The sequence below is a fragment of the Achromobacter sp. RT286_PF genome (assembly GCF_059760425.1).
Window position 1 is genome coordinate 67359 of sequence record NZ_JCBAMR010000005.1, and the last position, 12331, is coordinate 79689.

A 12331-nucleotide genomic window follows, 5' to 3' on the forward strand; every position below is an offset into this window, starting at 1 on the left:
CCTCTATTTGGAGGAAATGGGTTGCGGGGTCGGAAGCGACGCCCGCCCCAGCGCCGCGCTTTCAGGGCGGAAGCTGAAGTGCATGAAGATCAGCGACACGCAGACGGTGCCGTACAGCAGCATGAAGGCGCTGGACCGAACGCCGGTCAGGTCCAGCAGCACGCCGAACAGGATGGGCAACACGAAGCCGCCCATGCCGCCCGCCAGGCCCACGATGCCGGACACCGCGCCGATGTTTTCGCCGAACTCGTCCGAGATGAACTTGAAGACCGACGCCTTGCCGATGGCCATGGCGATGCCGACCACGAACAGCAGCACAGTGAAGGTGACCGGGCCCAACGCAATGCCGAACTGCCGGGGGCCGCCGGTGGTCATCACGGTGAACTGGGTTTGCGGGTAGCTCAGCAGGAAGAACGCCACCCAGCACACCCACATCACCCACCATGTGGTCTTGTAGGCGCCGTAGCGGTCCGAGATCCACCCGCCCATGGCGCGCAAGACGCCGCCGGGCAACGAGAAGCAGGCGGCCAACAGCGCGGCCAGCTTCATGTCGAAGCCGTATTCGCCGATGTAGTACTTGGTCATCCACAGCGCCAACGCCACATAGCCGCCGAACACCACCGAGTAGTACTGGCAGTAGCGCCAGACGCGCGGGTCGCGCAGCATGGCAAATTGCGCCGACAGCGTGACGCGCTGGGTCACCCGGTGCGACGGGTCCGATGCCGAGAACATCCAGAACAGCACCGCCGTGACCAGCAGCGCCACCGCGTACACCTGGGGCACGATGACCCAGGCGCCGCCGGCCGCCGCGATCAACGCGGGCGCCACGAACTTGGTGATGGCCGACCCGGAGTTGCCCGCGCCGAACACGCCCATGGCCAGGCCCTGCTTGTTGCGCGGAAACCAGCGCGCCACATACGGCGTGCCGACCGAGAACGAGCCGCCCGTCAGGCCCACGAACAAGGCCAGCACCAGAAACTGCCAGTACTCGGTGGCGTAGGACAGCAGCCAGATCGGCACCACCGCCAACAGCATCAGGATGAAGAACACGGGCCGGCCGCCGTAGCGGTCGGTCCAGATGCCCAGCGGCACGCGCACCAGCGAACCGGTCAATACCGGCATGGCGGCCAACAGGCCGAATTGCGTTTCGGACAAGCCCAGTTGCGCCTTGATGGGTATGCCCAGCACCGCGAAGATCATCCATACCGCAAAGCAGATGGTGAAGGCGAACGTGCTTGAAATCAGGACCCGCATCGGCCTGCCGGACGGGGATGTTGCTGCTGTCATGGTTACTCTCGCTTTACTCACGAAGACATGGCGCTAGCCTAGGCACGCGCCGCGCCGGCGACCATTCGCCGGCCGACCATTCGGGCCACGCCGATGTGCCTAGTCACCCGGGTTCCGCGCCCGCGTTTGCGCTAGATCAAGCGTTGGCCTATGCCCGGCGCAGGCTCAGGCTTAATATGTATTGTGAATACACCTTCACCAATACACCTTCAAAAAAAGCGCAGACCGCCATGCCCCCGTTGCTGACCATCGATGAACCCGCCGCGACGCCACACCGCCCTCGCCCGCAATGGCGCGCCTTTACCGAAATGGGGTTCCGGCCGCTGTATCTGGCCGGCTGCCTGTGGGCGTTGGTATCGGTGTGGTTGTGGGTGCATGCGCCGGGTCGCATCACCGGGCTGATGGCCGGCGTGTTCTGGCATGCGCACGAAATGCTGTGGGGATTTGTCGCCACGGTTGCCGTGGGCTTTCTGCTGACGGCCGGCGCCAACTGGACGGGCAAGAACCCCTTGCGCGGCAACGCGCTGGCGCTCTTGTGCCTGTTGTGGGTGGTAGCGCGCGTGGGCTACCTGACGCCGGGCAGGCCCGCGTACGTGATCGCCGTCGTGGCGGACCTGGGGTTTTTCGTGTGGGGCGCCGCCGCCCTGGGCCGCGCCGTGTGGGTCACGCGCAACCAGCGCAACGCGGGCGTGCCGGTCTTGATGCTGGGCTTGGCCGCCACCAACGCGCTGTATTTATGGGCCGCCGCGCAAGGCGACTATCTGGCGGTGATGCGCTACTTCAATGCCGGCCTGCTTTGCATGGCCGTGCTGACGCTGCTGATTGCGCGTCGCGTGATTCCGTTCTTTGCCAAGCGTGCCGTGACGGGCCTGGACATACCCGCCCAGACCCGCAGTGGTCATTGGCAATTGGGCACGGGCGTGGCGGCCATTGCCGGTTTGCTTGCGGGGCAGCCGCGTCTGGCCGCGGCGGCCTTGACGGCCACGGGCTTGATCGCGCTATGGCAATGGGTGTCATGGAAGCCGTGGGCCGTGCGGCGCGTGCCGCTGCTGTGGATCTTGTATGCCGGCTATGTCGGCCTGGGCGCCGGGCTGCTGGTGGGCGCGGCGCAATTGGCGGGCGTGGTCGTCCGGCTGGCGTGGCCCGCGCACGTGATCGGCGTGGCGGGGTTTTCGGTGCTGATCGTGGGCATGGTGACCCGCACGGCACTAGGCCACCTGGGGCGGCCCTTGCAAACCGATCGCTGCATGGTGGCCAGTTTCGTGCTGGTGATCGTGGCGGCGCTGTTGCGGCTGGCAGCCCTGTGGCCCAGCGTGGCCGCCACCGGTCTGCTGCATGCCGCCACCAGCGCGTGGGTACTGGCGATGGCTCTGTACCTGTGGCGCTTTTTCCCGCTGATGATCCGCCCACGCGCCGACGCCGCCAAGCCGGCGGCGCCGATGATGCGCGTGATGCCGGTCGCCCGGCCGCGCGTCTGAGTTTGGCGGCCCGCCCCGCCTGCCCGCCTGCCTGTTTAACAGGCCGGTTTAGCAGGCCGGTATAGCCGTCTCGTTTAGCCGCGCCCTTCCCGGCGCTCGATCGCCTCGACTTCGCGGCGCATAGCCTTCAGCCACGCCTTCAGCAACGCCTGATCCGAGAACTGCATCACCTCGTGTTCCAGTTCGCCGATGTACTCCTGGATGTCGACGATGTCGTCATCCAGTTCTTGCAGCACCGTCTCGGGGTCGAACGAGGCGAACGAGTCCAGGTCGTAGCGCAGCTTGAAGCCTTCTTCGGCGTAGCTGGCCTGATGCAGCACTTCGTCCAGCTGCGCCTGCAAGGTGGCGTTGGCTTGCGGCAGGCCGTCGTCGGGCACGTCCGCCAGCGGCGTCAAATCCGGCGTGCCCAGCTTGCGCCGCGCCGCTTCTTCGTCCTGCATCGCCTGCCACGCCACCGCGTTCGGCGTGGTGTTGCGCAACGCAGCGCGGGCCAGCGCCAGCAGGTCTTCAGCTTCGTCGTCTTCGAACTGGTCCTGGATGATGCGCAGCAGTTGCGTCGGCGTGAAGGTCGACAGATCGGTGTCGGGGTCCAGCTCCAGCGCCTCGATCAGTTCCGCCTTGGCGTCTTCGGATTCGTCAGCGGCGGCCTCGTCGTAGTCCAGGCCACTGTGCTTCTTGTAAAGGGTCTTGAGCTTGTCGGCATCGCAACCGGCCGGCAGTTCGCCCTTGGCGTCCAGCAGCAGCAATTCCGCCGAAAACTCGGTCACCAGCTCGGACACGAATTCGCGTTCGGCCTTGGACAGCCCCATGTTCTTGTGCGCGTGGTCAAAGCACAGCACAAGCTTCATGCGCAGTTCGTGCAGCTTCTTTTCCAGCGGCGCCAGGCCTTCCGTGTACTTGCGCTGGTATTCGGCCTCGACCGCCTGCCATTGATCCAGGCGACCGCGTTCCGTTTCCAGGCGTGCCTGTAGCCGCTCGAATAACTGACGCGGGGTTTCCAGTGAATGTTGGCCCATGACCTGCTCCTTGCAAACCGGGTAATGAAAGTAGCCGCCACTCTAAACGATTCGGGCAAAGCCCTCTTGGGTTTTTCAGTTAATAACGCTAATCATTATTATTAATATAGAATCTCGGCTGTCCGGCACACCCTGCCCGCAACCTCTTCGCCACGTCTTCGCCACGTCAGCGCAACATCTCTCAGCACAACATCTATTTGGCAGTCCCGATGTCTTCGCCCCCCGCCGCGGGCCCTGCCGCTCACCGCGCCCCCGCCCCAGTCCGCCCCGCGTCCTTTCTCAGATGCCAACGTCGCGTGATCGCGACGGTAGCCGTGCTGATACTTGCCTTGGCAGCGGGCCTGGCCATGTGGTGGAAAGCGAAAAACGGCCCCGCCGCCCCCCGTCCACCCGAATACAACCAGATACCCGTTGCCGTCAGCGTCGCGGCCGCCCGCGTCGGGCCGCTGCAACGCGACCTGCATGCGCTGGGCACCATCACGCCCTTGACCCACGTTGTGCTGCGCAGCCAGGTTGAAGGCGAATTGTTGCGCCTGCATTACACCGAGGGCCAGGCCGTGGCGCGCGGCCAGCTCTTGGCCGAGATCGACCCGCGTCCCTATCAGGCGGCGCTGGCGGCGGCCGAAGGTGAATTGGCGCGCACGCAGGCGCTGCTGGACAACGCCCAGGCCGATCTACAGCGCTACCGCACATTGGCGCGCCAGGAATCCGTGGCCGGGCAGCAGCTGGACACCGCCCAGGCGCAGGTGCGCGCCTACACCGCGCAGCGCGAACTGAACCGCGCACAGGTGGCCGATGCACAGCGGCTGCTGGGGCTGACCCGCATCACTGCCCCGCACGATGGCCGCATCGGCCTGCGCCGCATCGACGCCGGCAACCATGTGCGCGCCAACGATGCCGACGGGCTGACCACGCTGGTGCAGACCACGCCCATTTCGGCGCTGTTCAGCATTTCGGAAACGCGGCTGGACTTGTTGCGCCAGGCGCAGGCGCGAACGGACGTGTTGCGCGTGCAGGCCTGGGATGCCGACGACCGCCGCCTGCTGGCCGAAGGCACGCTTGAAGCCTTGGACAACCGCGTCCAGACCGGCAGCGGCACCGTGCGGCTGCGCGCCCGTTTCGACAACACCGACGAATCGCTGTTTCCCAATCAATTCGTGAACATCCGGCTGGCCCTGGTCCAGCAAGACAACGTGGTCACCATTCCGTCGGCCGCCGTGCAGTATGGGTCCGAAGGCGCGTTCGTTTTTGTGATCGGCGATGACGCGCGCGCCACGCGCCGCGTGTTGCAGCTGGGCCCCGCCAACGCGGGCCATATCGTCGTGCAAGCCGGATTGGCGCCGGCCGAGCGCGTGGTGGTCGAAGGCGTGGACCGCCTGCATGACGGCCGCAACGTCCAGATCGTAGACCCCCTGACTTGAACCGCGCATGAGCCTGTCACGCCCCTTCATCCTGCGTCCGGTGGCGACGTCTTTCCTGATGATCGCCCTGCTGCTGTCGGGCATCCTGGCCTGGCGCATGCTGCCCGTGGCCGCGTTGCCGCAGGTGGATTACCCCATCATCCAGGTCACCACGCAGTACCCGGGCGCCAGCCCCAACGTGACGGCGCGCGCCGTGACCGCGCCGCTGGAACGCCGCTTTGGGCAGATACCGGGCTTAAAGCAGATGTCGTCCACCAGCGGCAGCGGCATTTCGGTCATCACGTTGCAGTTTTCGCTGGACGTGTCGCTGGGCGTGGCCGAACAAGAGGTGCAAGCGGCCATCAGCGCCAGCGGCTCGCTGCTGCCCGGTGACCTGCCCACGCCACCCGTTTACCGCAAGGTCAACCCCGCCGACGTGCCCATCCTGACGCTGGCGGTGACCTCGGATTCCCTGCCCTTGCCCACCGTGTATGACCTGGTCGACACACGCATGACGCAGCGGCTGTCGCAGCTATCGGGCGTGGGCATGGTCAGCCTGGCCGGCGGCCAGCGCCCGGCCGTGCGCGTGCAGGTCAACCCGATGGCGCTAGCGGCGCGCGGGCTGCAACTGTCCGACGTGCAGGAAGCCATCGCCAAGGCAAATTCCAATCAACCCAAGGGCAGCTTCGACGGGCCGGTGCGCTCCGTCATCATGGACGCGAACGACCAGCTGCAAAGCGCCGCCGAATACCGCGAACTGATCGTGGCCTGGAAGAACGGCGCGCCGGTGCGGCTGGGCCAGGTCGCCACCATTGAAGACGGCGCCGAAGACCGCTACCTGGCCGCCTGGGTCGACAAGCAGCCGGCCGTGCTGGTCAATATCCAACGCCAGCCGGGCGCCAACGTCATCGCCGTGGCCGACCAGGTCAAGGCGCTGCTGCCGCAACTGACGGCCAGCCTGCCCGCCGCCGCGCAAGTGCGCATCCTGACCGACCGTACCGAAAGCATCCGCGCGTCGGTGCGCGGCGTGCAATGGGAACTGGTGTTTGCCGTGGGGCTGGTGGTGCTGGTCACGTTCCTGTTCCTCTCCAACCTGCCCGCCACGCTGATCCCCAGCCTGGCCGTGCCGCTATCGCTGATCGGCACTTTCGGCTTCATGCACCTGGCGGGCTTTTCCACCAACAACCTGACGCTGATGGCGCTGACTATCGGCGCGGGCTTCGTGGTGGATGACGCCATCGTCATGCTGGAGAACATTGCGCGGTATCGCGAACAGGGGCACAGCCCGATGTCGGCCGCGCTGAAAGGCGCCGGGCAGATCGGCTTCACGCTGGTGTCGCTGACCCTGTCGTTGATTGCCGTGCTGATCCCGCTGCTGTTCATGGAAGACGTGGTGGGCCGGCTGTTCCGTGAATTCGCCATCACCTTGGCGGTGGCCATCCTGATATCGCTGGGCGTATCGCTGACGCTGACGCCCATGATGTGCGCGCGCCTGCTGCCGGCGCATGGGCAGTCGCGCCCCGGCCTGCTGGACCGCATCCAGGCGCGCTACGCGGGCTGGCTGGACATCACGCTGCGCCACCAGCGCCTGACGTTGATGGTGATGCTTGGCACCGTGGTCTTGACTGGCCTGCTGTACCTGGCAGTACCTAAAGGATTTTTCCCGGTGCAGGACGGCGGCGTGCTGCAGGGCGTGACGCAGTCCACGCAAAGCACCTCGTTTGACGCCATGTCGGGCAGGCAGCAGGCCGTGGCCCGGGCGCTGCTGGCGGATCCCGATGTGCAAAGCCTGTCGTCCTTCATCGGCATCGACAGCATGAACGCGACCTTGAACACCGGGCGGCTGCTGATCAACCTGAAGCCCTGGGCCGAACGCAGCGCGCCGCTAGCCGATGTCATGGCGCGCCTGGACGCGCGCGCCCGCGACGTGCACGGCATCTCGCTGTTTTTGCAGCCGGTGCAGGAATTGAATATCGAAGACCGCGTCAGCCGGGGCCAGTACCAATTCAGCCTGACGTCCCCCGATAGCGCGCTGCTGGCGCAATGGAGCCAGGCGCTGACGCAGCGGCTGGCGCAATCGCCCGCGCTGGCCGAGGTGTCGTCCGACCTGCAAGGCAATGGCCGCCAGGCTTACCTGGAAGTGTCGCGCGATACGGCCGCGCGCCTGGGCGTCACGATGGACGACGTGGTGCAGGCGCTGTACAACGCGTTTGGCCAGCGCCAGGTGGCCACGCTGTTCACGCAGTCGAACCAGTACCGCGTGGTGCTGGAAGTGGACCGCAGCCTGGCGCTGGGGCCCGAGGCGCTGGAACGCATCCACCTGCAAACCGAGGACGGGCAGGCGATTCCGCTGTCGGCGCTGGCCACGGTCAGCGAACGCGCGGTGCCGCTGGCGATCAACCATCTGTCGCAATTTCCGGCCGTGAACCTGTCGTTCAACCTGCCGCCGGGCGGGTCGTTGGGCGACGCCATTGCCGCCATTGAATCGGCCAAGACCGACATCGCCCTGCCGCCCAGCGTGGAACTGCGGCTGCAAGGCGCGGCCTCGGCATTCCAGGCGTCCTTGTCCAATACGCTGTGGCTGATGCTGGCGGCGGTGGTCACGATGTACCTGGTGCTGGGCATGCTGTATGAAAGCGCCATTCACCCCGTCACCATCCTGTCGACCCTGCCGTCGGCCACCGTGGGCGCGTTGCTGGCGCTGTTGATTACCGGCCGGCCGCTGGACCTGATTGCCGTCATCGGCATCATCCTGCTGATCGGGCTGGTCAAGAAGAACGGCATCATGATGGTGGACTTTGCGCTGGACGCCGAGCGCACGCGCGGGTTGGCGCCGCGGGATGCCATCCGCGAAGCCGCGCTGCTGCGCTTGCGGCCGATCTTGATGACGACGCTGGCCGCGCTGTTCGGCGCGCTGCCGCTGATGCTGGCCACCGGCTCGGGCGCCGAACTGCGCCAGCCGCTGGGCTGGGTCATGGTGGGTGGCCTGCTGGTCAGCCAGGTGTTGACGCTGTTCACCACGCCTGCGGTCTATCTGTTCTTTCACCGGCTGGGGCAGCGGCGCCCGGCCGGTGTGAGGCCCGACGGGCGCAACGCATGATCCGCGCGTTGCTGCACCGCCCGGTCGCCTGCCTGTTCCTGGCGCTGGCGTTGACGCTGCTGGGCGCGGTGGCGTGGCGGCTGTTGCCCGTTGCACCCTTGCCCCAGGTGGACTTCCCCACCATCGAGGTGCGCGCCGAATTGCCCGGCGCCAGCCCGGAAAGCATGGCCAGCACGGTGGCCGCGCCGCTGGAACGCGCGCTGGGCAGCATCGCGGGCGTCAGCGCCATGAGCTCGTCCAGCAACCAGGGCGCCACGCGCGTGCAGCTGCAATTCGAGCTGGACCGCGACATCAACGAAGCGGCCCGCGACGTGCAGGCCGCGCTGAATGCCGCGCGCGGCGAACTGCCCGCGGGCATGCCGCAAAGCCCCAGCTACCGCAAGGTCAACCCGTCGCAGGCGCCCATCATGGCGCTGGCCTTGAGTTCCGCCACGCGCCCGGCCGGCCAGCTGTATGACCTGGGATCGACGGTGCTGGCGCAAAAGCTGTCGCAGATCAATGGCGTGGGCGAAGTCACCCTGGGCGGCAGTTCGCTGCCCGCCGTGCGCGTGCAGGTCAACCCCAACGCGCTGGCCCATTACGGCGTGGCGCTGGACGACGTGCGCAATGCCATCGCGAATGCCGCGCCCCTGCGGCCGCTAGGCCAGCTGGACGCGGCCGGCCAGCGCTGGGAAGTCGGCACGCTGGACCAGCCGCGCGGCGCGGATGAATACGGCCGCCTGATCGTGCGCCACGACGACGGCGCGGTGATCCGGCTGGCGCAGGTGGCGCGCGTCAGCGATTCCGTCGAAAACCGCTACAGCAGCGGCTTTCACAACACGAATCCGGCCGTCGTGCTGACCATCAGCCGCCAGACCGGCGCGAACATCATCGAGACCATCGGCGCGATCAACGCCGCCCTGCCCGGCCTGCGCGCGCTGATGCCGGCCGACGTGGACCTGACGGTGGCGCTGGACCGCTCGCCCGGCATCAACGCCACCTTGCGCGAGGCCCACATCACGCTGGGCCTGGCGACCGCGCTGGTCATCCTGGTGGTGTGGCTGTTCCTGGGCAACGCGCGCGCGGCGGCGATTCCCAGCGTGGCGATACCCGTGTGCCTGATCGCCACGTTCGCCGTCATGCACGCGTGGGGCTTTTCGCTGAACAACCTGTCGTTGATGGCGCTGATCGTCGCGGCCGGCCTGGTGGTGGATGACGCCATCGTCGTGCTGGAAAACATCTCGCGCCACCTTGAACGCGGCCTGTCGCCCCGCAAGGCGGCATTGCGCGGTGTACGCGAAGTGGGCTTCACGCTGGTTGCCATGACGGTGGCGTTAAGCGTGGTGTTCGTGTCGATCCTGTTCATGGGCGGGCTGGTCGAACGGTTGTTCCGGGAATTCTCGATCACGCTGGTGGCGGCCACGGTGATTTCGCTGGTGGTCTCCGTGGCGATCATCCCGGCCTTGTGCGCGCGTTGGCTGCGCGCGGATCAACCTTCGGCCCAATCGCCGCAATCGCCGCAATCGCCGCAATCGCTTCCTTCGCGCCCGTCGCGCCTGCAATCGGCCTTCGCCCGCGCGCACGATGCCTACGGCCGGTCCCTTGCGCGCGTGCTGGGGCATGCGCGCTTGACCCTGTTGCTGCTGGCCGCCGTGGTGGGCTTGAACGTGTATCTGTACGTCGAAGCGCCCAAGGGCTTTCTGCCCGTGCAAGACACCGGCCAACTGGTGGGATTCGTGCGCGGCGACGACGGGTTTTCGTTCCAGGTCATGCAACCCAAGATCGACCAATACCGCCAGCTGGTGCTCAAGCATCCGGCCGTGCAGGACGTCATCGGCTACAACGGCGGCAGCCTGGGCATCAGCAATTCGCTATTCCTGATCCGCCTGAAACCCGCCGCCGAACGCGGCGAGTCATCTACCGAAGTCATCAACTGGCTGCGCACCCACGCACCGCCCGTGCCCGGCGGCATGTTCTTCCTGAACGTCGACCAGGACCTGCGCATGCCCGGCGGCTTCGGCAATTCCGGCGACCACGAATTGGCCATCATGGCCAGCGACGTGCCCGCGCTGCGCAACTGGGCGCGCAAGATATCCAAAGCCATGCAAGACATCCCCGAACTGCGCGACGTGGACGCCCAAGGCGACGGCGCCACGCAGCAGGTCGTCATCAACATCGACCGCGCGGCCGCGCAACGGCTGGGCGTGGACATGGACACGATCAGCAGTGTGCTCAGCAATTCGTTCAGCCAACGCCAGGTCGCCACCCTGTACGACGCCATGAACCAATACCGCGTGGTACTGGAGCTGGACCCGCGCTACACCGAAGACCCCGACGTGCTGGAGCAGGTGCAGGTGGTGGCGGCCGACGGCACGCGCATCCCCCTGACCGCCTTCGCCACCTACGACAACGGGCTGGTCAACGACCGGGTCTACCACGACGGCCTGTTCGCGGCCGTCGGCGTCGGCTTTTCGCTGGCGCCCGGCGTATCGCTGGAACAAGGCCTGGCCGCCATCGACGCCGCCATGGCCAAGCTGATGGTGCCGTCCACCATCCAGACGCGCCTGGGCGGCGACGCGCGCAACTTCCAGCAAAGCCTGCAAGACCAGCCCTGGCTGATCCTGGCCGTGCTGGTCGCCATCTACCTGGTGCTGGGCATCCTGTACGAAAGCCCCCTGCACCCGCTGACCATCCTGTCCACCCTGCCGTCCGCCGGCGTGGGCGCGCTGCTGGCGCTGCGCATCGCCAACATCGAATTCACCCTGATCGCGTTGCTGGGCCTGTTCCTGCTGGTCGGCATCGTCATGAAGAACGCCATCCTGATGATCGACTTCGCCCTCAGCCTGGAACGCCGCGAAGGCCTGACTCCCCGCGCAGCCATCCACCGCGCCGCCATGCTGCGCCTGCGCCCTATCGTAATGACCAACCTGGCCGGCCTGCTGGGCGCCCTGCCCCTGGTGCTGGGCATGGGCGACGGCGCCGAACTGCGCCGCCCCCTGGGCATCGCCATCGTCGGCGGCTTGATGATCAGCCAGTTCCTGACGCTGTATACGACGCCTATTGTGTATCTGGCATTGGAACGGCTGCGGGTGAAGCTGGGGGGTGCGGGGCGAGCTACTCCGGCCACCGGGGCGCGGCGGTCAGGCGATCCGACATGAAGGCCAGGAATTCGCGGGCTAGCTGCGGTAGCGTTCTGCCTTGCAGGGTCAGCACCTGGATGCTGCGTTGGCGCATTTCGGGGTTGGTGAATGGCACGGCGACCAGGCCGCCTTCGCCCAGTTGGCCCATCAGCGTCAGGTAGCCGGACAAGGCGACGATCTGGCTGCCGGGCAGCATCGGCAGGAAGGCCGCGGAATGGTTCGAGACGTAGGCGGGTTCGATGTGCAGGCCCGCGTTGGCGCAGGCGGCGTCGAACAGCTGGCGCACGGTGGTGCCGTGGTCGCCCAGGGATAGCGGATAGTGGACCAGGTCGCGCATGCCGATGCTGCGGCGGCCGGCCAGCGGGTGCTGGCGGCACATTACGGCGTAGACGGGTGCACGGGTCAGCAGCTCGGTTTTCAGGCGGTCGTCTTGCGCCGTGGTGTAGCGCAGCGCCATCTGGGCCAAGCCTTCAAGAATGTGGCGGCTGACTTCTTCGGGGCGCTCCACGTACAGATGAAAGCGCGCCTCGGGCCGCTCGCGTTTGAACTGCGCCATGCACATGGGCAGGAAGTGATGGGCGAAGCCTTCGGTGCAGGCCAGGCGGACCGTCACGTCGCCCACATGACCGCGCTGGCGAATTTCGGACGTGACGCGTTCTGCTTCCAGCGCCGCCGCATTGGCGTACGCGGCCAGTTGCCGGCCGGCCTCGCTCAGTTCCATGCCGCGCGCCTGGCGCTCGAACAGCGCAACGCCCAAGGCGTCTTCCAGCTTGGCAATCTGACGGCTGACCGCCGAGGCGGCCACGTGCTGCGACGCCGCCGCGCCGGCGATCGAGCCGCTGCGCGCGACCTCAAGAAAATACCGCAGTCCCAACGAGATCATCCCGCCTCCGTGTGACACATGCCAAAAAGGCAATGCAAAGATGCTAAT

General features: G+C 66.7%; 7 protein-coding genes. 4 read left to right on the forward strand and 3 right to left on the reverse strand.

Translation table 11 applies throughout. From position 1 onward, the window contains the following. Positions 1 to 3: 3 nt before the first annotated feature. The gene (locus tag AC6LJY_RS06540) at positions 4 to 1254 is read right to left on the reverse strand and encodes an MFS transporter (protein WP_498135624.1); all 1251 of its coding nucleotides are present in this window, start codon (positions 1252 to 1254) and stop codon (positions 4 to 6) included. 263 nt (positions 1255 to 1517) lie between these two features. On the opposite strand from AC6LJY_RS06540, the gene AC6LJY_RS06545 reads away from it, so the two are divergent. After that, entirely contained in the window at positions 1518 to 2765 is a 1248-nt protein-coding gene (locus tag AC6LJY_RS06545; protein WP_498135539.1) for an NnrS family protein, read from the forward strand. Between the two features lie 74 nt (positions 2766 to 2839). Here AC6LJY_RS06545 and AC6LJY_RS06550 read toward each other — a convergent pair whose 3' ends face one another. Continuing rightward, the gene (locus AC6LJY_RS06550; protein ID WP_314363948.1) at positions 2840 to 3781 is read right to left on the reverse strand and encodes a molecular chaperone DnaJ; all 942 of its coding nucleotides are present in this window, start codon (positions 3779 to 3781) and stop codon (positions 2840 to 2842) included. 296 nt (positions 3782 to 4077) lie between these two features. On the opposite strand from AC6LJY_RS06550, the gene AC6LJY_RS06555 reads away from it, so the two are divergent. The 3 genes from AC6LJY_RS06555 to AC6LJY_RS06565 are packed head-to-tail and all read left to right on the forward strand — an operon-like array spanning position 4078 to position 11418. Continuing rightward, entirely contained in the window at positions 4078 to 5202 is a 1125-nt protein-coding gene (locus AC6LJY_RS06555) for an efflux RND transporter periplasmic adaptor subunit (RefSeq protein WP_498135540.1), read from the forward strand. A gap of 7 nt (positions 5203 to 5209) precedes the next feature. After that, on the forward strand, positions 5210 to 8281 hold the full coding sequence (locus AC6LJY_RS06560; RefSeq protein ID WP_498135541.1) for a multidrug efflux RND transporter permease subunit: 3072 nt from the start codon (positions 5210 to 5212) through the stop codon (positions 8279 to 8281). Beyond that, positions 8278 to 11418, forward strand: coding sequence for an efflux RND transporter permease subunit (locus tag AC6LJY_RS06565; RefSeq protein WP_498135542.1), 3141 nt, complete (start codon positions 8278 to 8280; stop codon positions 11416 to 11418). Before AC6LJY_RS06560 ends, AC6LJY_RS06565 begins: the two co-directional genes overlap by 4 nt. Here the strand turns inward: AC6LJY_RS06565 and AC6LJY_RS06570 are convergent. After that, complete coding sequence (locus AC6LJY_RS06570) at positions 11375 to 12283, reverse strand: LysR family transcriptional regulator (protein WP_498135543.1); 909 nt, start codon at positions 12281 to 12283, stop codon at positions 11375 to 11377. The two genes, AC6LJY_RS06565 and AC6LJY_RS06570, sit on opposite strands and share 44 nt — an antisense overlap. Positions 12284 to 12331 lie beyond the last annotated feature (48 nt).

Bases quoted from the DNA above. Each gene is read 5' to 3' on its own strand.
- AC6LJY_RS06565 (WP_498135542.1), top strand. From the start codon at position 8,278: ATGATCCGCGCGTTGCTGCACCGCCCGGTCGCCTGCCTGTTCCTGGCG.
- AC6LJY_RS06540 (WP_498135624.1), bottom strand. From the start codon at position 1,254: ATGCGGGTCCTGATTTCAAGCACGTTCGCCTTCACCATCTGCTTTGCG.
- AC6LJY_RS06545 (WP_498135539.1), top strand. From the start codon at position 1,518: ATGCCCCCGTTGCTGACCATCGATGAACCCGCCGCGACGCCACACCGC.
- AC6LJY_RS06570 (WP_498135543.1), bottom strand. From the start codon at position 12,283: ATGATCTCGTTGGGACTGCGGTATTTTCTTGAGGTCGCGCGCAGCGGC.
- AC6LJY_RS06560 (WP_498135541.1), top strand. From the start codon at position 5,210: ATGAGCCTGTCACGCCCCTTCATCCTGCGTCCGGTGGCGACGTCTTTC.
- AC6LJY_RS06550 (WP_314363948.1), bottom strand. From the start codon at position 3,781: ATGGGCCAACATTCACTGGAAACCCCGCGTCAGTTATTCGAGCGGCTA.